This window comes from Halobacillus sp. ACCC02827 (assembly GCF_030291935.1).
Taxonomy (GTDB): domain Bacteria; phylum Bacillota; class Bacilli; order Bacillales; family Halobacillaceae; genus Halobacillus.
On record NZ_CP128168.1, the window covers coordinates 292,316 to 318,021 of the forward strand.

At 45.9% G+C, this 25,706-nt stretch carries 27 protein-coding genes and 1 riboswitch; of the genes, 14 read left to right on the forward strand and 13 right to left on the reverse strand.

Annotation, left to right across the window (positions count from 1 at the left end; genetic code table 11):
* The first annotated feature begins 127 nt into the window (after positions 1 to 127).
* Complete coding sequence (locus tag QRD89_RS01590; RefSeq protein WP_286096164.1) at positions 128 to 1,297, forward strand: acyl-CoA dehydrogenase family protein; 1,170 nt, start codon at positions 128 to 130, stop codon at positions 1,295 to 1,297.
* Between the two features lie 38 nt (positions 1,298 to 1,335).
* Here the strand turns inward: QRD89_RS01590 and QRD89_RS01595 are convergent, their stop codons facing one another.
* Positions 1,336 to 1,860, reverse strand: coding sequence for a type 1 glutamine amidotransferase domain-containing protein (locus tag QRD89_RS01595; RefSeq protein WP_008636349.1), 525 nt, complete (start codon positions 1,858 to 1,860; stop codon positions 1,336 to 1,338).
* A 17-nt stretch (positions 1,861 to 1,877) separates the two neighbouring features.
* Positions 1,878 to 2,285, reverse strand: coding sequence for a DoxX family protein (locus QRD89_RS01600; protein ID WP_008636348.1), 408 nt, complete (start codon positions 2,283 to 2,285; stop codon positions 1,878 to 1,880).
* A gap of 167 nt (positions 2,286 to 2,452) precedes the next feature.
* On the opposite strand from QRD89_RS01600, the gene QRD89_RS01605 reads away from it, so the two are divergent.
* Complete coding sequence (locus tag QRD89_RS01605; protein ID WP_286096165.1) at positions 2,453 to 3,352, forward strand: DUF1002 domain-containing protein; 900 nt, start codon at positions 2,453 to 2,455, stop codon at positions 3,350 to 3,352.
* A gap of 39 nt (positions 3,353 to 3,391) precedes the next feature.
* Here the strand turns inward: QRD89_RS01605 and QRD89_RS01610 are convergent, their stop codons facing one another.
* Positions 3,392 to 3,973: an SCO family protein gene (locus tag QRD89_RS01610; RefSeq protein WP_286096166.1), complete on the reverse strand. Its 582-nt coding sequence runs from the start codon at positions 3,971 to 3,973 to the stop codon at positions 3,392 to 3,394.
* A gap of 141 nt (positions 3,974 to 4,114) precedes the next feature.
* Here QRD89_RS01610 and QRD89_RS01615 point away from each other — a divergent pair, with 141 nt between their 5' ends.
* Complete coding sequence (locus tag QRD89_RS01615) at positions 4,115 to 4,912, forward strand: alpha/beta fold hydrolase (protein WP_008636345.1); 798 nt, start codon at positions 4,115 to 4,117, stop codon at positions 4,910 to 4,912.
* Here QRD89_RS01615 and QRD89_RS01620 read toward each other — a convergent pair.
* Both QRD89_RS01620 and QRD89_RS01625 read right to left on the reverse strand, forming a co-directional pair.
* Positions 4,893 to 6,308: a hypothetical protein gene (locus QRD89_RS01620; protein WP_286096167.1), complete on the reverse strand. Its 1,416-nt coding sequence runs from the start codon at positions 6,306 to 6,308 to the stop codon at positions 4,893 to 4,895. The genes QRD89_RS01615 and QRD89_RS01620 overlap by 20 nt on opposite strands.
* A 225-nt stretch (positions 6,309 to 6,533) precedes the next feature.
* Positions 6,534 to 6,710 carry a hypothetical protein gene (locus tag QRD89_RS01625; RefSeq protein ID WP_008636343.1) on the reverse strand — a complete coding sequence of 59 codons (177 nt, stop codon included), beginning with the start codon at positions 6,708 to 6,710 and terminating at the stop codon, positions 6,534 to 6,536.
* 112 nt (positions 6,711 to 6,822) lie between these two features.
* Here QRD89_RS01625 and QRD89_RS01630 point away from each other — a divergent pair, with 112 nt between their 5' ends.
* The 7 genes from QRD89_RS01630 (at position 6,823) to QRD89_RS01660 (ending at position 14,437) form a co-directional block, all read left to right on the forward strand.
* A complete protein-coding gene (locus tag QRD89_RS01630) occupies positions 6,823 to 8,937 on the forward strand; it encodes a bifunctional diguanylate cyclase/phosphodiesterase (protein WP_286096168.1) in 2,115 nt (704 codons plus the stop codon).
* An 84-nt stretch (positions 8,938 to 9,021) separates the two neighbouring features.
* Positions 9,022 to 9,618: an NUDIX hydrolase gene (locus QRD89_RS01635; RefSeq protein WP_008636341.1), complete on the forward strand. Its 597-nt coding sequence runs from the start codon at positions 9,022 to 9,024 to the stop codon at positions 9,616 to 9,618.
* 60 nt (positions 9,619 to 9,678) lie between these two features.
* The gene (locus QRD89_RS01640) at positions 9,679 to 10,821 is read left to right on the forward strand and encodes a trans-sulfuration enzyme family protein (protein WP_286096169.1); all 1,143 of its coding nucleotides are present in this window, start codon (positions 9,679 to 9,681) and stop codon (positions 10,819 to 10,821) included.
* A 446-nt stretch (positions 10,822 to 11,267) separates the two neighbouring features.
* The gene (locus tag QRD89_RS01645) at positions 11,268 to 12,509 is read left to right on the forward strand and encodes a dicarboxylate/amino acid:cation symporter (RefSeq protein WP_008636333.1); all 1,242 of its coding nucleotides are present in this window, start codon (positions 11,268 to 11,270) and stop codon (positions 12,507 to 12,509) included.
* A 219-nt stretch (positions 12,510 to 12,728) separates the two neighbouring features.
* Positions 12,729 to 13,292, forward strand: coding sequence for an RNA polymerase sigma factor (locus tag QRD89_RS01650; protein WP_008636332.1), 564 nt, complete (start codon positions 12,729 to 12,731; stop codon positions 13,290 to 13,292).
* Positions 13,285 to 14,076, forward strand: coding sequence for an anti-sigma factor (locus tag QRD89_RS01655; protein WP_286096170.1), 792 nt, complete (start codon positions 13,285 to 13,287; stop codon positions 14,074 to 14,076). The genes QRD89_RS01650 and QRD89_RS01655 overlap by 8 nt, the downstream gene beginning before the upstream one ends.
* A gap of 139 nt (positions 14,077 to 14,215) precedes the next feature.
* On the forward strand, positions 14,216 to 14,437 hold the full coding sequence (locus QRD89_RS01660; protein ID WP_008636328.1) for a hypothetical protein: 222 nt from the start codon (positions 14,216 to 14,218) through the stop codon (positions 14,435 to 14,437).
* On the opposite strand, the gene QRD89_RS01665 is transcribed toward QRD89_RS01660, so the two are convergent.
* The gene (locus tag QRD89_RS01665) at positions 14,438 to 14,596 is read right to left on the reverse strand and encodes a hypothetical protein (protein WP_161484935.1); all 159 of its coding nucleotides are present in this window, start codon (positions 14,594 to 14,596) and stop codon (positions 14,438 to 14,440) included.
* A gap of 80 nt (positions 14,597 to 14,676) precedes the next feature.
* On the opposite strand from QRD89_RS01665, the gene QRD89_RS01670 reads away from it, so the two are divergent.
* The 3 genes from QRD89_RS01670 (at position 14,677) to QRD89_RS01680 (ending at position 17,559) form a co-directional block, all read left to right on the forward strand.
* Positions 14,677 to 15,315, forward strand: coding sequence for a methyltransferase family protein (locus QRD89_RS01670; RefSeq protein ID WP_008636327.1), 639 nt, complete (start codon positions 14,677 to 14,679; stop codon positions 15,313 to 15,315).
* Positions 15,316 to 15,332: 17 nt separating this feature from the next.
* Positions 15,333 to 16,841 carry a phytoene desaturase family protein gene (locus QRD89_RS01675; protein ID WP_008636325.1) on the forward strand — a complete coding sequence of 503 codons (1,509 nt, stop codon included), beginning with the start codon at positions 15,333 to 15,335 and terminating at the stop codon, positions 16,839 to 16,841.
* Positions 16,842 to 16,923: 82 nt separating this feature from the next.
* Positions 16,924 to 17,559, forward strand: a complete 636-nt coding sequence (locus tag QRD89_RS01680) for a uracil-DNA glycosylase (protein WP_286096171.1) — start codon at positions 16,924 to 16,926, stop codon at positions 17,557 to 17,559.
* Here the strand turns inward: QRD89_RS01680 and QRD89_RS01685 are convergent.
* The 7 genes from QRD89_RS01685 to QRD89_RS01715 all read right to left on the reverse strand — a co-directional run bounded on the left by QRD89_RS01685 (position 17,556) and on the right by QRD89_RS01715 (position 24,498).
* Positions 17,556 to 18,206 carry a hypothetical protein gene (locus tag QRD89_RS01685; RefSeq protein ID WP_026577019.1) on the reverse strand — a complete coding sequence of 217 codons (651 nt, stop codon included), beginning with the start codon at positions 18,204 to 18,206 and terminating at the stop codon, positions 17,556 to 17,558. The two genes, QRD89_RS01680 and QRD89_RS01685, sit on opposite strands and share 4 nt — an antisense overlap.
* Positions 18,199 to 18,768: a sigma-70 family RNA polymerase sigma factor gene (locus tag QRD89_RS01690; protein ID WP_051348838.1), complete on the reverse strand. Its 570-nt coding sequence runs from the start codon at positions 18,766 to 18,768 to the stop codon at positions 18,199 to 18,201. Before QRD89_RS01690 ends, QRD89_RS01685 begins: the two co-directional genes overlap by 8 nt.
* Before the next feature lie 266 nt (positions 18,769 to 19,034).
* Positions 19,035 to 19,127, reverse strand: coding sequence for a putative holin-like toxin (locus QRD89_RS01695; protein ID WP_008636312.1), 93 nt, complete (start codon positions 19,125 to 19,127; stop codon positions 19,035 to 19,037).
* A gap of 161 nt (positions 19,128 to 19,288) precedes the next feature.
* A complete protein-coding gene (locus QRD89_RS01700; RefSeq protein ID WP_008636310.1) occupies positions 19,289 to 20,683 on the reverse strand; it encodes an ammonium transporter in 1,395 nt (464 codons plus the stop codon).
* Positions 20,684 to 20,708: 25 nt separating this feature from the next.
* The gene (locus tag QRD89_RS01705; RefSeq protein WP_286096172.1) at positions 20,709 to 21,050 is read right to left on the reverse strand and encodes a P-II family nitrogen regulator; all 342 of its coding nucleotides are present in this window, start codon (positions 21,048 to 21,050) and stop codon (positions 20,709 to 20,711) included.
* A gap of 157 nt (positions 21,051 to 21,207) precedes the next feature.
* Positions 21,208 to 22,245, reverse strand: a complete 1,038-nt coding sequence (locus QRD89_RS01710; protein ID WP_026577018.1) for a ribonucleotide-diphosphate reductase subunit beta — start codon at positions 22,243 to 22,245, stop codon at positions 21,208 to 21,210.
* Between the two features lie 18 nt (positions 22,246 to 22,263).
* Positions 22,264 to 24,498 carry a ribonucleoside-diphosphate reductase subunit alpha gene (locus QRD89_RS01715; RefSeq protein ID WP_008636304.1) on the reverse strand — a complete coding sequence of 745 codons (2,235 nt, stop codon included), beginning with the start codon at positions 24,496 to 24,498 and terminating at the stop codon, positions 22,264 to 22,266.
* 142 nt (positions 24,499 to 24,640) lie between these two features.
* A riboswitch (cobalamin riboswitch) is annotated at positions 24,641 to 24,817 on the reverse strand.
* A 192-nt stretch (positions 24,818 to 25,009) separates the two neighbouring features.
* Between QRD89_RS01715 and QRD89_RS01720 the strand changes: the two genes are divergently transcribed.
* Positions 25,010 to 25,687 carry a class I SAM-dependent methyltransferase gene (locus tag QRD89_RS01720; RefSeq protein WP_286096173.1) on the forward strand — a complete coding sequence of 226 codons (678 nt, stop codon included), beginning with the start codon at positions 25,010 to 25,012 and terminating at the stop codon, positions 25,685 to 25,687.
* The last annotated feature ends 19 nt before the right edge of the window (positions 25,688 to 25,706 follow it).

Genomic DNA, 25,706 nt, shown 5'->3' on the forward strand with positions numbered 1-25,706 from the left:
TGGAACATTCACGAAGAATTTTTTTCCACTTAGAGGGTATCGTTAAAAGGAGAAGCAAGGCGCTCGCGTTATTCCGAGTTGTCGGGTATGATTTAAAGTAGAACAATGGAAGAGGGAGTGGAATGTGATGGGAGATATATGGAAGCCATGGATCAAGAATGGGCGGCAGCAGCGCTTGTTTGATAAAGCGGCAGCGATTGCAGAGGAAGCGCGAATGCATAAAAAGGATGCCGATCATACGGCTTCGTTTTCCCCGAAGACGCTTGCTGCAATCAAGCGGGAAGAGTATCCGGCACTTGCCCTGCCTACTGGGTACGGCGGCGAAGCGGTATCCTTGTACGAACTTATTCTGATGCAGGAAAAAATTGCTGAAGGGGATGGTTCGGTCGCATTGTCCATCGGCTGGCACATGGGTGTGATGATGGAGCTTTCAGAGGAACAGCTATGGAAGAAGGAGCAGTTTGATCGTTTGGCTAAAGAGGTAGTCCAGGACCAGAAAGTCGTTAACAGAGCAGCGACAGAACCTGCCACAGGCAGCCCGACCCGCGGGGGAGTACCGGAGACGACCGCGGTAAGAGACGGGGATGCTTATATACTGAATGGAAGAAAATCCTTCACTTCCCTGGCAGAACTTCTCGACTACTACATTGTATCAGCCTACGTGGAGGATTTGGATCAAGTCGGCTGGTTCTTAATCGATCGTCATCAACCGGGTGTAACGGTTGAGAAAACTTGGGACACACTTGGGATGAGAGGGACAGGAAGCGATGATCTCGTACTGACAGATGTCGAACTGTCTGTGGAAGATCTGGTAGAGACAGCTGTCAAAGGGAAATCTAAACCGAAGGGATGGCTCCTTCACATTCCTGCGTGCTATCTGGGAATTGCCGTGGCTGCCAGGAATGATGCTATTGAGTTCGCCCGCAATTTTCAACCGAACAGTTTGGACACGCCCATTTCAGAGGTATCCCATATTCAGGATAAGATCGGGGAAATGGAATGGAAGCTGCTCCAGGCGCATTCGTTTCTTTACGCCACAGCGCGAAGATGGGATGAGGAGCCGGAAGAACGGGAACACATGCAGCCGGAGCTGTCGGCAGTCAAACTTGCCGTAACGAATGCGGCATCGGAAGTGGTTGATCTTGCAATGAGGATTGCAGGAGGGCGTGGCCTTTCCAAACATTATCCTTTTGAGAAATATTACCGGGATGTACGAGCCGGATTGCACAACCCGCCGATGGATGATTCAACTATATCCATGCTGGCTGGTAAGGCAATCCATCTGAATTCTGAGTAATAAACAAGCGCGAAGCCTCCTGGCTTCGCGCTTGTTTATTAATTTTCAGCCAGCTCATCTGCAAATGCTTTTGCATAGGGTGGCAGATCAGGCGGTCGTCTTGCACTGATCAGGTGGCCGTCGGTAACAACAGGTTCGTCATACCACGTGGCACCTGCATTTGTCATATCGTCTTTTATACCGGGAGTACTCGTCACTTTTCTTCCGTTCAAAATACCGGCAGAAATTAAAACCCAACCGGCATGGCAGATCTGTCCGATCGGCTTTTTGTGTTCATCCATATGGCGGACGATCTCCAGAACTTTGTCGTAGCGGCGGAGTTTGTCAGGCGACCAACCACCAGGGACGAGCACACCATCGTAATCTGCTGGATCGATATCCTTAAAGGATAAGTCGGAAGTGGCAGGTACGCCGTATTTACCCGGGTACTCCACCCCCGCTTCTTCTCCCACCAGATGGACGACGGCTCCTTCTTCCTGAAGCCGGAGAAGGGGGTACCAAAGCTCTAAGTCTTCGAAGTCCGGGCTTACGAAAGCAATAACCTTCTTGTTCGATAAACGCATCAGTCTTCCTCCTTTGTTTACTCCCTATCCATTCTACCAGACGCTCTCTGTTGGTTCGAATCTTTGGAAACGACAAGCACCCACCAGATCAGAAGAGGCTGCAAAAAGGGACGAATCCACAGGGCGGTAGAGGTTGTCTCGTCTGTCCAAGGAGCAGGGATATCATAAATTGCAGCATAGATGTTGGCAGGAAGGACAGCTACTAAGAAGATGGCGGTAGCGAAGCCTGCCGCCCTTCTCGTCTGTGGGAAAATAAGAAGCAGTGCAAGAAGCCACTCTGTAATTCCGGACATATATACCAGCTCGAGCTTAAAGGGGACCCAGGAAGGGAACATGCGGGCGAATCCATGGTCGTAAATGAAGTGCGTGACACCCGCATAGAAAAAAGCGACAGCGAACAAGTATAAACCGATTTTTCTCAACATTTGTATCACGTCCTCTGCAGAATAATTATATAGGTAGTGAAACTTTTTCTATGTATCATACGTCTACTTAGGCAGCCCGTGTTATGCTGGAATGGAGGGCGGGTATAATCGTTGGGGATCTCCACATACAATGGAGGGATAACCAACGGAAATGAGGAGCTTGAAAAATGATAAAACGTATAGGTATATGGTTCACGATTGTCACGTTGCTCACGCTTGCAGTACTACCTATGACCAGTTATGCGTCGACAGGCGACCAGGGAATTAACGAAAAACTAGGTCTGCCGATCGTCGTTTACGGGGAGGCGCTGTCCCCGGAGCAGAAAGCGGAAGTAAAAGAACTGCTTGAAGTCGATCAGCATGATCAGGTGGACGAGTTTACGGTCAATGGGCAGGATCTTAATGAATATATTGGTGGAAATCCGAATGCGAATATGTATTCGTCCGTGAAGATTATCCACAAAGAAGATTCCGGCCTTCATTTGGAAATCGTAACACCTGATAACATAACACAAGTAACGAAAGAAATGTACACAAACGCTTTACTGACAGCAGGGGTGGAGAACGCAGATGTGCTCGTTGCATCCTCTGTGAAAGTATCTGGACATTCCGCACTTACGGGTATTTATAAGGCGTATGATGCCAAAGGCGTCAAGCTTGATAAGGAAAGAATGCAGGTAGCGAGTGAGGAACTGGATGTCGCTACATCTATTGCCAAGGAATCCGGAGTAGATGAAGCGAAAATCAGTGAATTATTGACAGAGATTAAGAAAGAGATTGCCGAGCAGGACCCGGCAACGAAAGAAGAAGTGGAACAAATCGTAGAGGAGAAACTTAACTCCCTGAACATCGAACTCAGTCCGGAAGATCGGCAGCGGCTCACGGATTTGTTTGAGAAAATGAGGGATTTGAACATCAATTTTGACGCAGTGAAGAACCAACTGGACGATCTTACTGGAAATATTAAAGACCTTGTTCAGGATGAAGGGTTCTGGGCCAGCTTGAAGAATGCTATTCTCAGCTTCCTGGAAGCGATCGTCAATTTCTTCCGTAATCTGTTCAGTTAAATATCTAAATTAAAAAGCCTCCCGGCAAGGGGGGCTTTTTTAGGTAATGGCTTTTATATCTTTTAGGATTTGTTCTTTGGGAACAGCAACGTCTCCTTTATATTTTTTCAGTACTTTTCCGTTTTTCCCAACAAGGTAAAAAGCATTGCTGTGGGTGACTTGATCATTTCCTTCTGTTTTAACAGCAGGGGTCTGAAAGCTTTCCTGAGCGAAATCTGCGATCTGCTCCTGGGTGTACTCCGTAACAAATGTCCAATTATCGAGGGAAGCACCGTTTTTTAATGCAAATTCTTTTAATTTATCCGGTGTGTCGACAGTGGGATCGACGCTGAATGTAACGATCTCTGCATCGATACCTTTTTGTTTCAACTGCTGTTGTACCTCTGACATATTTCGTGTCAGCGGCGGGCAGTCCGTATCGCAGCTTGTGAAGACAAAATCGGCCAGCCACACCTTGCCTTTCATTTCTTCTGTGGAAAAGGCCTTTCCTTCTTGTGTTTTTCCTTCAAATGATTGTACTTCTATATCTAATGTATCCTCCAATTGTTTGGAGCCGCAGGCAACGAATATACATGCTGGTACGGCTACGAACAACAAGAAGATAAACAGGCGCCGTTTCATGATGTTCCCCTTCCAGTTACGTCATACGTTTATGTAAGCACAGCATAAAACAGGTGTCAATTTTGTTCCGGCGGGCAACATAAAATCTCTAATATAAAGGAAGACTAAGGCTCCATGACTATATGATTAGGGGATGAAACCATGCCTTATTATACGAATGAAGAAGGAGTTCGTTTATTTTATGAAGAGGTTGGGAAGGGGCAGGCGCTTGTCTTCATCCATCCGCCCGGGATGGGGAGGAAAGTCTTTAAATTCCAAAAGGAACTTTCCTGTGACTTTCGAGTGATTTTTCCTGATTTGAGCGGAAATGGAGATTCTGATCTGGCGACAGACCGACCGGATATAAGCTGGTATGCAGGAGAAATCCTGCAGCTTCTGGATCATTTGAGGATTCAGCAGGCTGTGGTTGTAGGGTATTCCTGTGGAGGGATGGTTGCGCAGGAGTTCGCATTGACTTACCCGGAACGGTTGACAGCCCTCATCCTTGCCGGAGGTTTCCCAAAAGTGAGCACAGGTGGTCTGAAGTTTGAATTCTACGGGGGAATGAGCTGGGTGGAGAAAAGCCCGGAAACCCTTGCCCGACTTCTCAGCCACTCTCATTTCCGTGATGAAACCATTAAACAGGAGCTGAATGACCACATGGCGAAGTCCAACCCCTCTGCCTGGCACTCGTTCTACGATCGTGCGCTTCACTATGACTGCAGTCACCGTGTCGGCCTGATCGATAAACCGATGCTCCTTGTGTACGGTAGTAAGGAATTTTGGATAAGTGAACATTCCAAGTACTATCATCCATGTCCCAACGCAAGAATGTATGTCATCGAAAATGCTTATCACCAGACTCCCGCCACTCACTATGACCGCTTCAATGATGAGGTTCGGCATTTTGTGAAAGGTCTTGGCACACCTCAATCATCCGTCATTTCCGATGGAAAGTGAAGGAATGGTCCAGCTTCTGCGTGTAGACTACTTTTTCAACGGTGATTTTTAAACGGTCGGATTGATCGAATTCATGAAGGCCGAAATCTATATTTCCTTCATCCTGGTACCCATGCAGGAATCCGTCGATGGATTTTCCATCTTCACTGCTTATAAAAACATCTTTCTGCTGTTCGGCAGCTTCCGGACCTGTGTTTTCAGACATAGCTCCGATAACTTTGGACGGCTGATCCTTCGAATGGGGATCATAGAACAGTTCCGCGTTCATATGCTCATTCCCGTGCTTGTCCACTCGGCGTAAAATGATGTCTGTATCATGAATCTCTGCTATCTTCTTGTTGGCGGTCCATGTCTCATGATCCGAGGTTCCTTTAAACTTATTCATATCCACTTCAAACGAATAGGGATGGATTTCCTTAAAGTGTACTTGTTGTAGTTGGAAGGTAACTTCGTCTGGAATTTCTGAGAAGGGTGGAAAATAACCCTCGTAGACACCCTCTTTTAAACGATGAATATAAGGGACGATCGTATAAGATTCCCCTGCATTTGTTTGGATGATCCCCTCCAGGGACTCATTGAACGCTGCTCCCGGGTCCTCCATGCGGAAACGGATGCTGTTGGACAGGACGCCGGCTTTTAGTTCCATTGGAGTGAACGTTACACCATGTTCCGTATAGGACTCGGTTGTTTCATAAGTGGCGAGCAAATGGCTGTCTTTGTCATGGAGATAACGAATCGGCATCGCTTCGGTTTCTATTCGTTCTCCACCTATCCGAATACCGATAGAAGTTTTCAGGGTTTCATCGAAATCATGTACTTCTTCCGGGATGTTCTCATACCCCCAGTCCTGTTTCGAAATGGCTGGTAATTGTAACGACCCATAGACGCGATTCTGGAAGATTACTGCATTCTCGGAATCAATAGGAACCGATAAACCGGAAAGCGTCTGGGTATCTATAGCCTTATTCCCTTGAATCGTAACGGATTCGATCATTGGAGAATAGCTGTGGTTCTTTGAATCTTTATCGATTAGTGCGGACAAATCCAGACTGTACATAACTGTAATGGTACGGCCGTTATGCCACACCTCATTGATCTGCATTCTTCCATCTCTGCCGGGGACAGGAGACGATTGCGCTTCCTTTACAGTTAATCCGTTCTGTCTGGCCGTCTTGAGGCTGGGATTTAGACGCTCGTAGAAATGATCGACAGCATCTTCATTGTCTACTTCGGGTAAAGTGATCGGCAGTTCATCCAAATTCACATCTTTTGCTTTCCTCATTGGTTTGGAATCTGCTTCGTGAGAGACTTTGATTGTCCCTCCCTCCATCCAATAGGCTCCTGCAGCAACTACGAGCACTGCTGCCAATAGAAGCATCCACTGAAATCTCTTCATCCGCAAGGTCTCCTTCCTGCCATTTTATACCTTTATTTTATCAGAAACCGGCAGGTGTGAGGGAAGAAAACAAGAAGTGGTTTTATCGGGGAGGTCGGGCTGTGGAGAATTGTTCTTCTATATATTAAATATATTCATTTCCATATATGTAGGAGGTTTATTATTCTTTTTATAACCTCTTATGTTTCACGCCGGCCAGAAGAAAAACGGCTCTATGAGAGCCGCTTACTTCGATTCTTTATCGGAATAATGATGAAAGAGAGCGTCGCTTTCGGAATGATCTTCCGCTTGTTTTTCTTCATCAGGAGCAAATGCTTTGTCCAGCCGGGGCTTCTTGTTGAATAGTTCTGCTGCCTCATTGCTCGTTTCTTGTTCCTTTTGTTTCTTAGGTTTGTTATTCATGGGTGATCCTCCTTTTTTATAGTATTCCTTCACCGGATGTGATTAAACTTCCATCTGGAAATTCCGATAAGTAAAATGTGAGGAAAATATCTTTCGGAGTAGGTGAACGGTAATGGCTCAGATTGCGGAACACCCGTGGAAGACGCTCAAACAGCTTTCCATACCTGTCTGGTTCTATCAGCTTAGTGATGAGAAGATATATTTGAATGAACCGTTGCAGGAAATGCTTGGAATAGAATTGGCCGTCATGGATAAACAGCAGGTGAAGGAGAAGCTTCATGAAGAGGACTGGTCATACTTTGAGCGACTGGCACGTTCGGAAAGATCGGAACGAATTTTGGAATTCGACTACCGTTGGAGTAACGGAGGAGAGAGCCATTGGTTCAAGGATATCGTTCATCCTTTTTATAATGAGGTCGGAAACAGGATCGGCTATTCAGGTATAGGAGCGACGGACCGGATTTATCAAATGGATCTTGGCCGGATTAAAAACGCTATCGTCGAAATAGGGGAAGGGTTCCTGCGCTATAACGGGCAGGCGTTCTTTGATTTCCTCGTGAAATATTTAGCGGCCGTTCTCCAGGTTAATACTGCCTTTATCGGGGAATGGAAGGGGCAGCAGAAAAACGAATTGTTCGTTTGTTCGATTTTTCATAAAGGGGAGACGTCTAATGGAGATACATACCAGGTAGAGGAATCGCCGTTGGAACTGCTTGCTACTTCCGTCGACTGTTTTTACCCGAGCAGGGCTCAGGAATACTTTCCTTCCGCAAGTATTTTGAAGCGTTATGAAGTAGAAAGCTTCCTGGGCAAAACTTTGATGAGTTCAGATCAAGAACCCATCGGAGTATTAGCTGTTATGGATCAACGGAAACAGACGAACAACCCAATGATCCGCCCTCTGCTTCAGATATTTGCAGATCGTATTGCAAACGAGATGTCTAGGATTCAAACAGAAGAAAAACTGGAAGTGCTCTCCCGGTATGATTCTCTCACCGGGCTGCTCACTAGAAACTATTTCTCTGATATATTGCCCGGCGCGTTGGAAGAATCGGCGATCCTTCTGTTGTTTGATATTGATAATTTCAAAATGATCAATGATTCCTGGGGACATGCGAAAGGAGATGAACTGCTCCGTCAGTTCGCCAGCTATTTGAGGAAGACATTTGCGAAACAGGAATGTGTCTTGTCCAGAATCAGCAGTGACGAATATGCTGTCCTTATCCGGTCATCGATTACGTTGGAAGACGTTTGCCTGCTTGGAGAACAGATCATTCATTCCATGCGTCGCCCTTTCATCATTGAAGGAAAAGAGTTTTATACGACCGTAAGCATAGGAATAGCAACCTCCACGCCCGATTCCGGTGATGCAGAGGAAGTGCTGAGACGTGCTGATGCAGCCATGCACAAGGCGAAGCGGAACGGCAAGAACCGATATGAAATTTATGATTCCAGGATGGGAGAACAGATGAGAGAGGAACTTCAACTGAAGCAGGCCCTTCACCAGGCGCTTGAAGAGGGGGAATTCCTTCTTTATTATCAGCCCCAGATTTCCGGAGAAACGCTTCAAGTTAAAGGGTTTGAAGCTTTGATTCGCTGGAATCATCCCGAGCACGGCCTTCTATCTCCTCATCATTTCATTAGTCTTGCTGAAGAGACCGGCATGATTGTGGATATTGGAGAATGGGTGCTGCGGGAAGCTTGCAGACAGGCGAAGCAATGGCAGGAATATGGAGAACCCCACTTGAAGGTGGCCGTCAACTTGTCCGCTTATCAGTTTGCTGATGTGGCTTTGACCGATAAGATCATGGGGGCATTGACTGCCTCCGGCCTGGCTCCGGAAAGCCTGATCATAGAAATTACGGAAACGATGGTACTCCAGGACTTCGACCGCAGTATTGAGACGCTGAACACCTTGAGAAACAGCGGGATTTCCATTCATTTGGATGATTTCGGTGTCGGATTTTCCTCCCTCAGCTACCTTCATCGTCTTCCTGTAGATGCGATCAAAATCGATCGATCTTTCATTAATCAGATAGACAGCGACAGGAACGAGGTCGTGATCGTCAATGCCATTATCAGTATGGCTCAGAGTCTCGGCCTTGATGTGATAGCAGAAGGGGTGGAGCGCAAAGAACATATTGTGTACCTGCAGGAAAAGGGTTGTTATGACTATCAGGGGTACTTCTTCAGTAAACCAGTCCCAGCGGAATGCGTAAGCTTATGAGGCTTGCGCATTTTTTATGGAGAGTACACAGCCGGCGTCTGCTACTATTAATAGGGATAGACATAAAGAAGAGGGGTAGGTCCAGTGAAAGAATACCTTACTATATTTAATGAAGATGGTTATACAGCAGGAACAAAAGAAAGAGCTCTCGTCCATATGGATGGGGATTGGCACGAAACGTTCCATTGCTGGTTTTATGATCCAAAGCAGAAATCGGTCTATTTCCAACGGCGTTCTGATGATAAAAAGGACTATCCAGGCCTCTACGACATAACGGCGGCCGGGCATATAGAAGCGGGAGAAGGACTGTTATCGGCAGGTTGCCGGGAAATTAACGAAGAACTTGGGTTGGACATAGCCCCGGATGATTTGATCAATACTGGCTCCTTTAAAGAAGTGCTTATAGACGGGACCGTTATAGACAGAGAAATATGCAGGGTGTTTCTTTATGTAGTAGAAGAGCCTCTTGCCTGGATGATTGGGGAGGAAGTGCAGGACGTTGTCAGGCTTTCTTTTCATGACTTTAAATCATTGGCTGCGGGCTTGGAAGAGGAGAAAGAGGTTGTTTCTCTTTTATCCGGGACCGTTAGTCATGCGGGAAAGGAAGCGTTCGTACCTCATGAACCGGGCTACTTTCGATTTATAGTGTCTGTTATAAACCGATATGTCGAAAAACTTTGACAATAATCTTTTTGAATCGCTATAATTTGTGATTAAGCGGTATAAGAGGAGGAAACGTGAATGAAACCTACTTCATTTGATACAAAAGTTGTTCATTATAAACAAGATCAGACGGAGGTGCAGAATAGTAAGCGCACCCCCATTTATCAGACTTCTGCCTTCACATTCAAAGATCTTGACCATTTAGAAAGTTATTATGAAGGAGCAAGTCCCTATCTCTACTCCAGAGAAAGGAATCCAAACACGGATGAACTTGCCGGTACGGTAGCAGAATTAGAAGGTGCACCGGCAGGGGTTGCCACATCTTCCGGTATGTCGGCTATTCTCGCAGGTATTCTCGGCACAGCTAAACCCGGTGATCACATCATTGCAGCAGAAGATCTTTACGGCGGTACGCACTCTTTGATTACGAAGGAGCTTGCAACCTTCGGAATTGAAGTGACGATGCTTGACTTCACTGATTTGGAGGGTGTGAAAGCAGCCATTAGAGAGGAAACCAAATTGTTATATACTGAATCCATCTCTAATCCATTTTTGAGGGTGGAGAATATGGAAAGATTGGCAGAGCTGGCTCAATCTCATGGGATCAGGACAATGGTTGATAATACGTTTGCGACCCCTTACTTACTGCAGCCATATTCTATGGGGATCGACCTCATCGTACATAGCGGAACGAAATATATAGGCGGTCATAGTGATGCTACATGCGGCGTCCTGGTCGGCGATGCTGACCTCATTCAAGCAGCTGCGAAAAAAGTCGTCACACTCGGAGCAAACTTAAGTCCGTTTGAAGCTTGGCTCACCCAACGCGGGGCGAAGACACTCGGTCTGCGAATGAAGAAACAGTCAGAGAATGCGAAGCAGGTAGCGGAGGCGCTCCGGAAACATAAAGGTATTGCGAAAGTCTTCTATCCCGAATATGTATCCGAACGAGGGAATGGGGCCATTGTCACAATTGAACTGAATGAAAGCGTAGACGTACATGCCTTCTTCCGTTCCCTCGGTTGGATCAAAATCGCTCCGACACTCGCAGGGGTGGAGACAACCTTGTCCTATCCTATCCGAACGTCGCATCGTGCACTTTCCGATGCAGAGCGGTTAAAGATCGGCGTTAATGACTATGTAATCCGACTGTCCATTGGAATTGAAGACAGTGAGGATATCATTACTCAGCTCACCCATTCTGTCGAACAGGCCTTGTAATCTCCCCCCCCGGATATCTGTAATGGATTTCCGGGGTGTTTTTTTATGCAACGGCATCGAAGTATATGCATGTTCCAATGGAATGTCATAAACTTGTGATAAATTTAAAAAATTCTCATAATATGGTTAGGACTAGTCATGACAGCATTTCGCCGGCCGGTGAAGGGAGATTATCATTCATGCTCATTTAGTTGTATAGCAAACTACCAGCAAATTCTATTCACCATTTACAATTTATATGCTATAATCCATAGTAGCATGTTTCTACCCACGTTGGTTGCAACCATCTCTTTGCGGGCTTTCATGGCCCGAATCACGAAAAACCCCTTTTATATCATGTATCTCACATCGTGCTTGCAGCACTAAGCTTTCTATCATTTTTATACGACTTGTATTTATAATAAAATAATAGGAAAGCGTTTTCATAATGTTTAGGAGGTAACGCCATGAAGTTGACAACGAAAATATTCATAGGTTTGGCTCTTGGTGCCATCGTAGGTCTGGCACTGCACATAGCTGCACCGGATTTATTCGGAACGCTTGATACGTATGTATTCAGCCCCTTGGGAACTGTGTTCCTGAATCTGATTAAAATGCTTGTCGTACCGATCGTATTCTTCTCTATTACACTCGGTACAGCTTCTTTAGGAGATCCGAAGAAGTTGGGTAGAATCGGCGGGAAGACCATTGGTTTCTTCCTGATTACGACTACCATTGCGATTGCGATTGCTATTGGTCTTGCTTATTTGTTCCAACCAGGAAATATTGATATTAATACGGCCGGCGCCGAATATGAGTCGCAGGAAGCGCCTAGCGTCGTTGAAACATTTACAAGTATTATTCCGACCAACCCGATTCAGTCCATGGTTGAAGGAAACATGCTGCAAATCATTGCCTTCTCTATTTTTATTGGTTTTGCCCTTGCAATGCTTGGTAAGAAAACGGAAGGTGTATTGAAAGTGATCGAGCAGGGGAACGAAATTATGATGTACCTTGTTAACTTGATCATGCGCTTTGCTCCATATGGTGCCTTTGGTCTTTTGGCATCTGCCATCGGAACGATGGGAATTGACGGAATGAAAGCGATGGCTATGTACATGTTTGTTGTAATACTTGCTCTATTCATCCATGGCCTTGTGACATATGGAGGAGCGGTGAAGTTTCTCGGTAAGATGAGTCCAATTAAGTTCTTCAAAGGATTCTTCCCTGCCATGACGGTCGGATTCAGTACGTCCAGCAGCAGCTCGACGCTTCCGATTTCGATGAAGACGGCTCAGGAGAATTTGAATGTTCCAAAACCGGTCAGCAGCTTCGTACAGCCTCTTGGAGCGACGATCAACATGGATGGTACGGCTATTATGCAGGGTGTTGCAACTATTTTCATCGCCCAGGTGTATGCGACGGATTTGTCCTTCGGTCAGTTGATTATGGTCGTCCTGGTTGCCGTGCTTGCTAGTATCGGTACAGCCGGAGTTCCGGGTGTGGGGCTTATCATGCTTGCTATGGTATTGAATCAAGTGTCTTTACCGGTTGAAGGAATCGCCTTGATTATTGGTATTGACCGTCTTCTTGATATGACTCGTACAGCGCTTAACATCACTGGTGATGCTGCGTGTGCGGTCGTTGTAGCAGAGTCAGAGAAGAAACACGGAATAGAAGAAGAACCTGTGCGTGCTGTAGAAGCATAATCGATACGAAAAAAAGAGCAGCCTAAGGCTGCTTTTTTTTTGTTAGTATGTCTGCGTACCCTTGATGGAAGGGAGATAAACCATTTCTTTATGTAAATTATGGAGAAAAGTGATCCATCCGTGTATTTCATACGATAGCTGTACAGCATCACTCTATCATAGGATATTGACCTGCTCCCTATGCTATGATGTTGATAACCACCATAAAGGGAGTGTGCTATGAGCCAACGTGATTCTCTGTTATATCATCAAATGCTTGAAGGGGATAAGGAAGCACTGGAAGCCATTTACGATCGATATGAAAAGCTTTTATACTCCTTTGTCATCAAGCTGTCGGGTGATCCAACATTAGCCGAAGAAGTGTTGCAGGAAGTATTTCTGAAGTTATGGACAAAGAAAGCAAGATATGAGGAATCGAAAGGGAAATTCTCCTCTTGGATTGTCACCATCACAAGGTATACAGCGATTGATATGATAAGGAAGACAAATAAAGAGCACGTTTCTTTGGAAGAAGAAACAGATGTACCCGAGCGAGGTACGGAAACGACGGAAGATCTGGTGGAATGGAAAGAACGTGGAGACAGAGTGAGGGCAGCCGTCAGCCTTCTGTCGGAAGAGCAAAGGGATATGGTGCAATTATTCTATTTTAAAGGACTGACCCAGCGGGAGATTGCAGAAAAGACCGGTCTCCCCTTGGGAACGGTAAAAGGACGGGTGCGATTAGCGTTGAAACACCTGAAGAGGCAGTTATCATCAGAGGAAGGAGGGGTTCGTGATGTCTAGACTATGCGATGAATTAATGGATTACTTCAATGGCCATCTTAGTGAGCAGGAGAAGATGGAATTTGAAGAACATTTGAATACATGCAGCGAGTGTAGAGAAGAGCTGGAAGAATTGCAGGAGTTAACCGGTGAGCTTCCTTTTGCTTCTGATCCTATCACCCCTCCGGATGACATGAAAGCACGTGTTTTAGGAGAAGTCTTCCAGCATGAGCAGGATGGAAGGGGAGATTCTTCTGTTATAGAAGAACATTCCGAAAATGTCCTTCCGATCTCGAAGAAGAAAGAACACGCATTTGGAGAAGTGAAGAGGAATAAGAAATCTTCGTGGTTTGTCAGAGGGCTCGTGGCGGCGTTGATTGTATCGCTTGCCGGTAACGTATGGGCTTTAATGAATGAGGAAAAACAGGTCGTGCAACAGGAACCTGAAGAAATTTCGGACAGTACAGACGAAGTCCTTCGCAAAGTTACGCTTCAGGGGGAAACGACGACAGCAAGCGCATCCGCAGCAATGGTTCGTCAGTCAGAAGGGGAAGTCCTCAGTCTGCAGGCAGATCAACTGGAGCCTCTGGACGGTGAGGAAGTGTATCAGGTGTGGCTGATCAATGGAGAGACGCCGTACAGGGCCGGTACCTTTAAAGCTAATGAAAGTGGAGAAGGAGCGGTTACGTATAATATGGAACAGCTGCCTGAAGATACAGAGTGGGATATGGTCGCTGTCTCCAAAGAGCCTGATGCTTCAAGTGAAACACCACAGGGGGAAGTAATTTTGAGTGCAGGATTATAATGATGAAAAACAGGCAGCTGTGGCTGCCTGTTTTTTTGTTAGCTCCAGTTTTGGACGAGGCTGTCGAGGAGGATGGACGTGTAGATGCGGAGACTCATGGGTATAGTAGAAAATAGTTAACTTAGGAGGAGTGAGTGGAATGTCTTATTCAGTAACGTTGCAGAAAATCCTGCTTTTAACAGGGATCGGAGTAATCATCGGTGCCATTGTCGGTTTTACGGCCGTGCTGGGCTTCGATTTAGACGGTTCCATATTTGTAATATCGATGTTCCTCAGTATCATGAGTGTTTACTCCACCGCCATGTACGCGGAACTCTACCATATCAGGGAAGCGATTAATAAACAGCGGAAAGGTTTATAACTATAGCAGGTCGGCGGCAAAACTTAAAACCAAAACCGTGATATACAAGACTACGAGTATGGTAATCAGTACGTATGTCTTGATGGTCAATCTCCTGAAAATCATGAAAAAAGTAGCCAGGATGACGCTGATGATGAAAAACCAGTAAAATTGTTCCATATGTTTTCCTTCCCCCTCGGCCCTATCATACCACGGTATGTATCTACTTTCCTGTTTATGGAATGAGGAATGGGGGAATAATGATAGATAGCAGCTATGAAAGAAGAATGGATGGGAAGGAGGGGGCTTTCTGTGAGAATGGACGGCTTTCCGGAAGCATGAATCTCTTTGAGCTTCTGTTTTTATTCGTCACAATTCTTTGGATTGGAGAGTTTGCTTTGTTCCGCAACCATCATTCGACAAAGGGTGGTGGTGAAGCGGAACGTCGCTCCTTCCCGATCATTCTAATCACCGTTCTACTGGCGGTTTGCGCAACGTTGATCATGCGTGAATGGAACTTCGGTATTCTGTCTATCCGCTGGGTATGGTGGGTGGGTCTGCTTATTTACGCGGCAGGTGTGTGGCTTCGTTACTGGGGCATTATGCACCTTAAGGACCAGTTTACAAGGGATGTCTCTGTGAAAAAAGGAGACAAGCTTGTCAGCACAGGACCTTACCGCTGGCTGAGGCACCCCCTCTATACAGGTTTATTTTCCATCATCATCGGCTTTTGCTTAGGTGTAGGGAACATATACACAGCCTTTGTCTGCGGAGCTTTGGTTGCTTCTGCATTACTACATAGAATCCGCCTGGAAGAAGCGATGTTGGTTGAGGAGCATGGAGAGAAGTACAAAGATTGGTGTCGCAGGCGATACCGATTGATTCCTTTTGTCTATTAAATTCGGAGGTGGATCATTTGAAAAAGAAAACAGCTGTTGTTGTAGGTGCTGGTTTAGGTGGGATGTCTGCTGCGATTCGGTTGACTGCAGACGGATATGATGTGAAAGTGATTGAAAAGAACAGCAACCTTGGCGGAAAGTTGAATAAGAGAGAAGGAAAAGGATTCACCTTTGATACCGGTCCATCGATCCTGACTATGCCGTGGGTGTTGGAACAGCTGTTTGAGAGCGTCCACCGACGTTTGGATGATTATATAACAGTGGAACGGGTGGAGCCTCAATGGAGAACCTTCTTTGAAGACGGGACGTCGATTGATGTTACGAGTGACCTTCCAAATATGCTGGAAGAAATGGCTAAAGTAACGGACAGGCCGAACAGGAAGTTGACGGATTTTCTCTCCTACAGCCAAGATATGTATGAGCTTTGTATGAAGAGCTTCTATAAATACAGTATTTCAGATCTGAAAGATTTAAAGAGTCACCACAAATTCAGTGAACTATTACAAATGGATCCGATGAACACGGTCGCTAAATCCACCCGCAAGTTCTTTGATAACAAATATCTAGAGCAGTTGTTCAATTACTTCGTTATGTATGTGGGGTCGAACCCATACGCAACACCGGCTATTCTTAATCAGCTTGTCTATGTACAGCTGGGGCTTGGCATCTATTATGTCAAAGGCGGTCTCTATAATATTGCGGAGGCTATGGGACGTTTAATGGAGGAGCTGCGTGTGGACGTCCAATTTAACTCTCCTGTTCGTCAGCTTGTTGTGGAAAATGAGCGCGTAATCGGCGTAGAGACGGAAGATGGCACGGTGCATGAAGCGGATGTTGTGGTATCCAATTTAGAGGCTATTCCTGCTTATCGCAAGCTTGCACCGCAAACGGCCAAAGTGAAGAAAGAAACAAAGTCGCTGGAGAAGAAATTCGATCCCACGGTTTCAGGTCTTGTTCTCCTCCTTGGCACAAATCGTAAATTTAACAACCTTAAGCATCATAACTTCTTCTTTTCAGAAGATCCAGAGCTGGAGTTCAAGCAGATATATGAGCAGGGAAAACCAGCGGATGACCCGACAATCTATATTGGTATCTCCGCCCGTTCAGACGAATCGCAGGCTCCGGCAGGTAAAGATAACCTGTTTGTCCTGACACACGTTCCACCACTTGAAAATAAGAAAAGAAAGCCGGTCGACTGGGATGCTTATCGCGAGACCGTCCTGGATAAGCTGGAGCGGATGGGGATGGAAGGAGTTAGAGATTCCATTGAATTCGAATATCGCTTTACTCCGGAAGATTTAGAGCGTTTATATGGACCGAATGGTGGATCTATCTATGGTATTGCTGCTGATCGTAAGTCGAATGGCGGTTTCAAGATCCCTTCGAAGAGTCAGGTTTTTGAGGGTTTGTACTTTGTAGGGGGGTCCACCCACCCTGGAGGTGGAGTACCGATGGTCACGCTGTCTGGTCAATTGACTGCTGATCTAATTAAGGAAAATGAGACAGAAGCAGTTCATCAAAAATAGTGGAGGGCGGTCGGCATTGCCGGCCGCTTTTTGTTTTTGTATGAACATAGATGTAACGGGAAAGGTTAGGAGGATGCTGGAAATGGAGTGGCCGAAATCGATGTTAAAAGATGCAGAACGAAGGATGGAAGGGTGTCTTGTGGAAGGATTTGTTCCTGGTAAGGGAAACCGTAACGCAGAAATTATGTTGGTAGGGGAAGCGCCTGGAGAGAAAGAGGCGGTTGAAGGGGTTCCATTCATTGGACGGGCGGGTAAAGAGTTGGATAAGCAGTTGGAGTATCTTGGTTTGGAACGTGATGACCTGTACCTTACAAGCGTAGTAAGGAGTCGCCCGTACAAATGGGTGGATTCCAACAAAAAGGGGAAGCGAAAAGCAAATAGAAAGCCGAATAAAAAAGAAATAGAAGCCCATGCACCATTGCTGGACTACCAGGTGGAACAGGTGGATCCGGATATTATCCTCGTGTTGGGTGGTGTTGCCTTGCGAAGGCTGACAGGTGAAGAAGGCAAAATTAGTGTTCTCGTCGGACAGTTGATGGAAACACCATTGCTGAAGTATCGTCCAAAAGAAGGCGAACCTAGGTGGTGTGAAACGGAGAAAGCCTATCGTGTCATTCCTCTTTATCACCCCGCAGCTGTATTCTATAACCCGAAAATCAAGCCTACTATACAACAATCTTTAGACGATGTGAAACGACATCTATATAAGGAAGATTAAGGGGAAACGTCAGGGAGTGGATGGGTCTCTGCGTTTTGGAATAAGTAGTATCCCTGTTTCCCGGTACCGGTAGAAGCTGTTCCTTCGTCCCGCCAGCTTTGAACCGCAATTTTTTCTTTTGGATCTTCCTCCTTAATGCTGTAAATAGAAGTTTTTGTCGTCTGCGTCGGCACAGACTTTAATTTATCCTTGGCGGAGGGTAGGTGTTCCATTGTGCCAATGACCTCGTGGAGCTGTTTCGGGGATACTTGTTTATTTGTTTGGATGTAGGCTTTTCCTTCGTGAATGATGTAGGTGGCGCGGATCATTTTAGATACTTTTATGTCGGTGCTGCGTTCTGCTCCGGCGTTTGCGAATTCAGCGTCTTCGATGCTTCCAGCTGTTTTGAAGTCGCCTTTTATGGTCTGTCCGACTAACGTGGAAGCTGTCATTGGAGTTTGGCTCTCTGTGTAGGATAGAGATAAGAGAGCAGCCGTCGGGAACACAGCTAATAATGGGAAAAGCATTCTCCTCTTATAGGGAGTCTTTTCTTCCTGACGTAAGGATTTCAGCACAGTTTTTTTCATGTGGCGTCCATCGAAAGGGACTTGGTCGTACTTGAGCTCTTGTGTGATCTTTTTTAATTTACGATCCATTATATCACTCATGTCGGAGACTTCCTTTCTCAGTCAAACGGTCCTGAAGAATTTGTCGCGCGCGCCTCAGTCTGGTTTTTACCGTATTTGGACTTATTCTCAACACCTGTGCCACCTCGTGGACATCGAATTCTTCAAAGTAATAAAGGACGATCATTTCCCTGTATTTGTCGTCGAGTTTCAGCACTTCTTCCAACAAGGCTTCTTCCTCGCTGCGTTGTAATAGAGTCTCTTCCGGGGTGTGTCTTCCTGACGGCAGGTGACGGAACATTTCTGTTCCCCGCTTGATGACCCTTTTAACGTAAGAGCTCTTTAAATAGTCTTTACACAGGTTAATTGCTATTTTGTACAACCATGTTTTTGTGGTGGATTCTTGTTTGAATGTCGGATACTTTTGGTAAGCTTTGATCATCGTTTCCTGAACAATATCTTCGGCAGTAGAGTAGTCCTTGACGTACGAAAAAGCCAGCCATTTCAAATCGTGGCCGTATTCTTGAATCCATTGTTCCACAAGGGCTTGGTCGACAACGGGTGCTTCCTGGCCGGATGACTTGGAGTGCTGTTTTCGTATCACAATGTCCCACCTCTTTCATATAGACGACACACATCGTTCTCAGGTTTTAAAAAACACCTTTTTACATACATTCGACTAATGGAGTAATAAATCCTCCGGGAGGCGACGGTGTTGAGGGTCTTATCAGGTTTCCGGGGATCGAAAATGGGGTGGGTGGTTCTTTTGTGGGCGTGCTATAATAAAAATGAAACCGGCAACAGCGGCTACTGTCGCCGGATGATACCGTTCTAAAATTTGATAGACACAGGCCTTTCCTGAGGGAAGGTCTATTTTTTATTGATTTTGATGATAAGCGCAAGGAGTGTAATGATGAAGGTTCCAAACGCCAACATGGTCATCAAAGCTTCGTAAATACTCATCGCTGGCCTCACTCCCTTTCTATTACGGTCGTCCTTACCAATGGAAGGAAACGGTATCTATGTACAAGGATACCACAAAATGATCAAAATAAGAACATACGTTCGCAAAATAGATAATAGGAACTAAAAAATCCCGCCCCTTATGAGAGGGCGGGAAGGGTTTATTGAGCTGTTCTTTCTTCTTTCGGAGGAGCTGTTTGTTCGTTCTGTAATCCATCGAGGCGATGAAGAAGCCCTACTCCAAAATCGTTATCAAGGACAGGGTTTTCGTTAAAGATTCCTCTGCTGGATTCGTAAGCGGAAGACCCATGTTCGGCAAAATCAAGCCCGGAAATCTCTTCTTGCCGGGAGACGCGAATGCCGATTGTGCTCTTGATAAGGAAAACAACGATGCCGGTTGCGACAACTGTCCATGCAATTACCGCGAGGATTCCTACGGCTTGGATGCCCAGTAAACGGAAGCCGTCCCCGTAGAACAATCCCCCTTCAATAGAGAAGAAGCCTACAGCGAGTGTTCCCCAAATCCCGCAGATACCGTGAACGGCGATGGCTCCTACAGGATCATCCACACGAACGACGCGGTCAAGAAATTGAACAGATTCAACAAGGATGACGCCTGCGATTAAACCGATGATAACAGAACCGATTAAGGAAACGTTGGCTGCCCCTGCTGTGATACCTACAAGACCTGCCAGTGCTCCGTTCAGAGTTAAGGATGCATCGATACGCTTAAATTTCGCGTAAGAATAGAAGGCCGATCCGATGATACCTGCAGAAGCTGACAGCAGGGTGGTTGCGATGACGGAAGGTACGAGGGAAGGGTCGGCAGCAAGTGTGCTCCCTCCGTTAAATCCGAACCAGCCGAACCAAAGAATGAATACACCAAGTGCTCCTAATGGAATGTTATGACCAGGGATGACGTTCACTGTCTTTCCACTGTATTTGCCGAGTCGAGGCCCCAGGAACAGGACGGTAACAAGTGCTCCTACAGCGCCGGTCATGTGTACCACTGTAGAACCGGCGAAGTCTACGAAACCGAGCTCGGAAATCCATCCGCCGCCCCAAATCCAGTGTCCTACAACCGGGTAAATCAAACCTGTCATGAAAAGGGTAAGTATAAGATAAGAGCCTAGTTTCATGCGTTCAGCAACGGCGCCGGAAATAATGGTGGCACACGTGGCTGCGAAAACAGCTTGGAAAACGAAGAATCCGATTTGATCTTCTTGTCCGCTGAGGAGAAATCCGTCTGTACCTATGATGCCGCCACCTGAAGTTCCGAACATGATTCCGTAACCGACGATAAAGTAGAGGACGGCTGCGATGGACATTGTCATGAAGTTCTTCATGAGGATATTCAGTGCGTTTTTAGAGCGTGTGAACCCCGACTCCACCATGGCGAATCCTGCATGCATGAAGAATACAAGAAATGCTGCGATCATAATCCAGGCCATGTCGAGGGACTGCAGGACAGAGTCAGCTGTGACTGCCGTTTCTGCACTTGCTACGACAGGGAAGCCCAGGAGTGCGATAAAGAATATAGGAATAATTTTTTTCATAATCTTCTTCCTTTCTAAAATGGTTTTAGACCAGTGCTTCTTTTCCGGTTTCTCCTGTCCGGATTCGAAATACTTCATCGATGGTAGAAACGAACACTTTCCCATCGCCGACTTCGTTTGTTGCGCAGCACTCCATGATTGCGTCTATGATGGCACCTAATTCATGATTTTCCACAACCATTTCCACTTTCACTTTCGGGTAGAGCTTGATTTCAAAGCGGTTGCCGCGGAAAATTCCTTCCTGGCCTTTCTGTTGTCCGCACCCTGCCACCTCTGAGACTGTCAGTCCTTTCACCCCTAATTCGTCGAGGTTGCGGCGTAGTGTCTGGAACGCTTCCGGCCGAATAATCGCCTCTACTTTCTTCATGAATAGTGTCCTCCTTTAGAATCATGTTAGGTTTCCTAACACTTAAGGTAATGAATAAATATAACTATAAATGAAATATTCTGAAAAATCAAGAGCGTTTTTAGTGTTATGTGAGAAAAGTTAACATAAAAAAACCGGGCACAAGGCCCGGTCAGCTTTATAAGTCATCGAATCCGTTCGTATCGGAAACTTTCGTGTATTGTCTGGACTTCTGCTCAAAGAAATCTGATTTTCCTTCATCTACTTCCTGATAAGCGCGAATCCATTTTAATGGGTTTTTCTTATAGGAAGGGAAAGGTTTCTCTGCTCCGAGCTGTTGACACCGTTTGTTGGCCATGAAACGGATATAATCCTCTAAATCATGGATCGGAATGCCGGGGAACCTGTCACCGATGATATGATGGGCCCATTTGATTTCCAACTCGGAAGCTTCTTTAAAGGTTTCCGTGACGAAGCGGTGGTATTCTTCCTTATCCAGTTCTTCATTCTCGTTCAGTGTTTCCTTAAATATTCTTGCAAACAGGTTGACGTGGATCTGTTCGTCCCTGTTGATATAATTGATCATCGTACTTGTAGAAACCATTTTATTATTTCGTGCCAGGTTGTAGAAGAACGCGAAACCGGCATAGAAGAATAGTCCTTCTAATACGACATCATAAACGATGGAACGTAAGAAGGTATCAACAGAAGGGTCCTCATCGAAAGTTTGATATCCATCCGTGATGAACTGATTCCGCTCTAAGAGAACTTCGTCATGTTTCCAGTATTCGAATATATTTTCCTGTTCCCTTTGATCGACAAGAGTGGACAGGACATAGGAATAAGATTGGTTATGAACGACTTCCTGAAAGGCCAGGACCTGCATGAGTGCAGACAGGCTGGAATCTGTAAGGTAGTCGGCTATTTTACCTGAGTAATCGGTTTGGATAGAATCAAGAAAAGCAAGGAGACCGATAATTTTCTTGAAGGAAGCCTGTTCTTGTTCCGTAAGTTCGGGCCACTGCTTTAGATCATTGCTCATATTGATTTCGTTTGGTATCCAGAAGTTCGAAAGCATGTTCTTATACATAGGGTAAGCCCAGGCGTAACGGGTATCATCCCAGTTCAATACGTTCGAGCTTCTGCCGTTAACAATACCTGTTGAAGCATTGGGAGCTTCATGATCCACCAGTTTTCTTTTGTTTATTGTGCGCATGATAGGTGTCCCTCCTTATTATGATGAACAGTATTCACAGTCGTCGTATTCGCCTTGACTGGAAGTTGATCTTGTATAATATGTCGTCTTCATCCCGCTTCGCCATGCATCCAAATGCAGGGAGAGGAGTTCTTTCGCCTGAATGGTATTTCTTACATACATATTGAAGGAAATGGCCTGATCGATGAATCGCTGGCGGATACTGTTCTGCTTGATGCTAGTATGCTGATCAATATCGTAAGCGGATTTATAATACCCGTAAGTCGTGTGATCGAGCTCTGGTGCGGTTACTGGAATCTTGTAGTCTTTCTTCTCTTCTGAGTAGAACTTTTTGAAAATCGGATCGATGCTTGCTGTGCTTCCTGCTATCAGGGAAGTGCTGGAGTTTGGAGCGACAGCGAGCAGGTACCCGTTCCGCATTCCTTGTGCCGCTACTTTATTTCTCAGCTCATTCCAGTTCCATGTGCGGTCTTGGTCAAACGATCGTTTAACAAAAAATTCCCCGGTCTGCCAGTCAGAACCTTCAAATAGAGGATAGCTTCCTTTTTCTTGAGCCAGCTCACTGCTTGCTTCTATCGCGTGATAAGCAACCGCTTCGTACACTTCCTCTGTATAGGCGAGTGCTTCTTCTGATTCCCAGGCAATCTTCTTCTTTGCAAGCAGGTGGGCCCAGCCGAAGGTTCCTAGACCTACGCCGCGATATTTATGATTGGTCAATTGCGCCTGTAGTACAGGAATCGTGTTTTGTTCAATTACGTTGTCGAGCATACGTACTTGGATTGCAATCAACCGTGGAAGCACACCGGCTGGAACCGCACGGCCCAGATTGATGCTGGAAAGGTTACACACGACGAAATCACCAGGATTATGGACGGTAATGATCTTCCCGTCTTCCACGTATTGTTCGGATTGAGTGGTAGGTCTTTGATTCTGTGCTATTTCTGTACACAGATTACTGCAATAAATCATGCCGGCATGGTTGTTTGGATTCATCCGGTTTACTTCGTCCCGATAGAACATGTATGGTGTTCCGGTCTCCAACTGTCCAACCATGATCCGTTTCATAATTTCAATGGCGGGCACAGTTTCTTTGGAAAGCTCCGGGTTCTCTACACATGCCTGGTATTTATCTCTGAAAGAGCCTTCGCCGCGTTTTTCATCGAAATAATCTTCCAGCGAAAATCCCATGACTTTGCGTACTTCGTGAGGGTCAAACAAGTACCAGTCTTCCCGATTCTCCACTGCTTCCATGAAGATGTCCGGAATGGATACGCCTGTGAACAGGTCGTGCGTCCGCTGCCGTTCATCTCCGTTGTTCAATCGGCTGTCAAGAAACGGGAAAATGTCTTTATGCCATATGTCAAGATATACAGCGACGGCACCTTGACGCTGTCCGAGCTGATCGACGCTCACGGCTGTATTGTTTAACTGCTTCATCCAAGGAAGGACGCCGGAGGAAACCCCTTTAAATCCACGGATATCACTGCCGCGGCTGCGGATTTTGCCGAGATAGACTCCGATTCCTCCTCCGTGCTTACTGAGATTGGCGATGTCTGTGTTGCTGTCGTAGATGCCCTGAAGGCTGTCATCTACCGTATCGATGAAGCAGGAGCTCAGCTGACCATAACGTTTCCCCGCATTTGCTAAAGTCGGGGTGGCTACAGTCATGTATAAATGACTCAAAGCCCAGTAGGCTTCTTTTACGAGTGCCAACCGTTTTGGTGCTTCTTCTTGTGACATTAAGACCATTGCAATGATCATAAAGCGCTCTTGAGGAAGTTCATAAACTTCTTTCTCTTTACTTCTTGCAATATATCTGTCACTCAATGTCTTCAAACCAATGTAGGTGAATTGATGGTCACGTTCAGGGGCGAGTGCTTCTTCTAATTGGTATATATCTTCCTCTGAGTAATATGTAAGCAGCTTCTCGGAATAGATGCCTTTCTTAATCAACGTGCAGATTAGACCATGAAAATCTTCATATTCCTTGTTTGTTCCGCGGTTACTGGAAGCTTCCTCATACATCTGCTCAAGCAGCATTCTGCTGGCTGCAAATGTCCAATCCGGTTCCATTTCATCGACCTCAGCCAGACACTCGAGAATAAGAGCGTGGCGCTGGTCCTGTTCCGTCATATGTTCAAAACCTAAGTTAGGAATTTTATGGATGATGCGATCCAGATCAAGCATAGGGAACTCGGTTTTCCAAGCTTCTAATCTTTCTTTCCATTGGTCTTTAATTGCTGATACGCTCATGGTTTCACTCCTTGATCTGATATCTACATATAAAATAAAAAAATCCACTCCGGGAAAGGGAGTGGATGAAACCATGAAACGATGCGAGACACAAAAAAGTCCTCGTTCCATCGCTTCATCTTCTCAATCCCCGAAGAAGTTGAAACTCTGCCGAACGAAGATAGGTCTCCTGGCTGGCATCCGATCTTACTCTGGTCCTTCCCGTGCGCGGCACAGTGGAATCTTCCATTTCGCGGATGCGTACAGTTGCGGGGGCAGCTCCGGATTGGTTACCGGATTCCCTATTAAGCCTTGTGGCATCTTCTGTTCGCAAATACTATATGTAGTTGTTCAGATTAATTTTATTAGCTTATCTTGTGTTTCTATCATAACGGACAACGAAATAACATTCAAGCCTTTTCCATTCTACAACAAATACCTCCAAGCATCAAAACCCAGACACAGCGCATTGGTGTAAGGTATAATTTTATAAGAAGAAATATATATAAGAAGCGGAAAGGCGAGTGAGGAAATGGTCAAGTTCGATTGGCATAAAGAAGCAGAAAGGCAGTGGGACGACCGTGCCGGGATGTGGAGTTCAAAAAGCAAGGAAATGTGGGACGAAGGAAGTCGAAGTACGATCCTTCCCTTCCTTGAGAATCATATCCCGAAAGGAAAAGTAGCCGACCTCGGCTGTGGAGACGGCTATGGATCTTTCCGGCTTTGGCAGGAGGGATATGAGGTCACAGGGGTTGATTTGTCGAAAGATATGATTGATAAGGCGAATGACAGAGTCAGGGAACAAGGGCTTACCTTCGTCCAGGGGGATCTAACTGCTCTACCTTTCGAAGATGATTCGTTTGATAGTGCCATGGCGGTCAATTCATTGGAATGGACGGAGATTCCTTCACAGGGGCTTAATGAGATGAAGCGGATACTGAAGCCTGGGGGAAGACTTTGTATCGCACTGCTTGGTCCGACGGCAATGCCGAGGACCAACAGCTATCGCCGCTTGTTCGGGGAACAAGTCATATGCAATACGATGATGCCGTGGGAATTGAAGAAGATGGCAGAAGAGACAGGGTGGAGATCAATAGCTGGACAAGGGGTTTACAAGCGTGGTGTCGAGGACAGTCTCTTGGCGGGGCTTGAAGAAGAATTAAAGCAGGCACTTACATTCATGTGGGTATTTATTTTCGAAAAAGAATAAAACAATCCGGAGTTGCTTC

Bases quoted from the DNA above. Each gene is read 5' to 3' on its own strand.
- QRD89_RS01610 (WP_286096166.1), bottom strand. From the start codon at position 3,973: ATGAAACGGCGCCTGTTTATCTTCTTGTTGTTCGTAGCCGTACCAGCA.
- QRD89_RS01615 (WP_008636345.1), top strand. From the start codon at position 4,115: ATGCCTTATTATACGAATGAAGAAGGAGTTCGTTTATTTTATGAAGAG.
- QRD89_RS01640 (WP_286096169.1), top strand. From the start codon at position 9,679: ATGAAACCTACTTCATTTGATACAAAAGTTGTTCATTATAAACAAGAT.
- QRD89_RS01695 (WP_008636312.1), bottom strand. From the start codon at position 19,127: ATGAGTATTTACGAAGCTTTGATGACCATGTTGGCGTTTGGAACCTTC.
- QRD89_RS01655 (WP_286096170.1), top strand. From the start codon at position 13,285: ATGTCTAGACTATGCGATGAATTAATGGATTACTTCAATGGCCATCTT.
- QRD89_RS01665 (WP_161484935.1), bottom strand. From the start codon at position 14,596: ATGGAACAATTTTACTGGTTTTTCATCATCAGCGTCATCCTGGCTACT.
- QRD89_RS01600 (WP_008636348.1), bottom strand. From the start codon at position 2,285: ATGTTGAGAAAAATCGGTTTATACTTGTTCGCTGTCGCTTTTTTCTAT.
- QRD89_RS01645 (WP_008636333.1), top strand. From the start codon at position 11,268: ATGAAGTTGACAACGAAAATATTCATAGGTTTGGCTCTTGGTGCCATC.
- QRD89_RS01680 (WP_286096171.1), top strand. From the start codon at position 16,924: ATGGAGTGGCCGAAATCGATGTTAAAAGATGCAGAACGAAGGATGGAA.
- QRD89_RS01605 (WP_286096165.1), top strand. From the start codon at position 2,453: ATGATAAAACGTATAGGTATATGGTTCACGATTGTCACGTTGCTCACG.
- QRD89_RS01700 (WP_008636310.1), bottom strand. From the start codon at position 20,683: ATGAAAAAAATTATTCCTATATTCTTTATCGCACTCCTGGGCTTCCCT.
- QRD89_RS01660 (WP_008636328.1), top strand. From the start codon at position 14,216: ATGTCTTATTCAGTAACGTTGCAGAAAATCCTGCTTTTAACAGGGATC.
- QRD89_RS01590 (WP_286096164.1), top strand. From the start codon at position 128: ATGGGAGATATATGGAAGCCATGGATCAAGAATGGGCGGCAGCAGCGC.
- QRD89_RS01625 (WP_008636343.1), bottom strand. From the start codon at position 6,710: ATGAATAACAAACCTAAGAAACAAAAGGAACAAGAAACGAGCAATGAG.
- QRD89_RS01595 (WP_008636349.1), bottom strand. From the start codon at position 1,860: ATGCGTTTATCGAACAAGAAGGTTATTGCTTTCGTAAGCCCGGACTTC.
- QRD89_RS01685 (WP_026577019.1), bottom strand. From the start codon at position 18,206: ATGAGTGATATAATGGATCGTAAATTAAAAAAGATCACACAAGAGCTC.
- QRD89_RS01650 (WP_008636332.1), top strand. From the start codon at position 12,729: ATGAGCCAACGTGATTCTCTGTTATATCATCAAATGCTTGAAGGGGAT.
- QRD89_RS01705 (WP_286096172.1), bottom strand. From the start codon at position 21,050: ATGAAGAAAGTAGAGGCGATTATTCGGCCGGAAGCGTTCCAGACACTA.
- QRD89_RS01670 (WP_008636327.1), top strand. From the start codon at position 14,677: ATGATAGATAGCAGCTATGAAAGAAGAATGGATGGGAAGGAGGGGGCT.
- QRD89_RS01710 (WP_026577018.1), bottom strand. From the start codon at position 22,245: ATGCGCACAATAAACAAAAGAAAACTGGTGGATCATGAAGCTCCCAAT.
- QRD89_RS01720 (WP_286096173.1), top strand. From the start codon at position 25,010: ATGGTCAAGTTCGATTGGCATAAAGAAGCAGAAAGGCAGTGGGACGAC.
- QRD89_RS01630 (WP_286096168.1), top strand. From the start codon at position 6,823: ATGGCTCAGATTGCGGAACACCCGTGGAAGACGCTCAAACAGCTTTCC.
- QRD89_RS01715 (WP_008636304.1), bottom strand. From the start codon at position 24,498: ATGAGCGTATCAGCAATTAAAGACCAATGGAAAGAAAGATTAGAAGCT.
- QRD89_RS01620 (WP_286096167.1), bottom strand. From the start codon at position 6,308: ATGAAGAGATTTCAGTGGATGCTTCTATTGGCAGCAGTGCTCGTAGTT.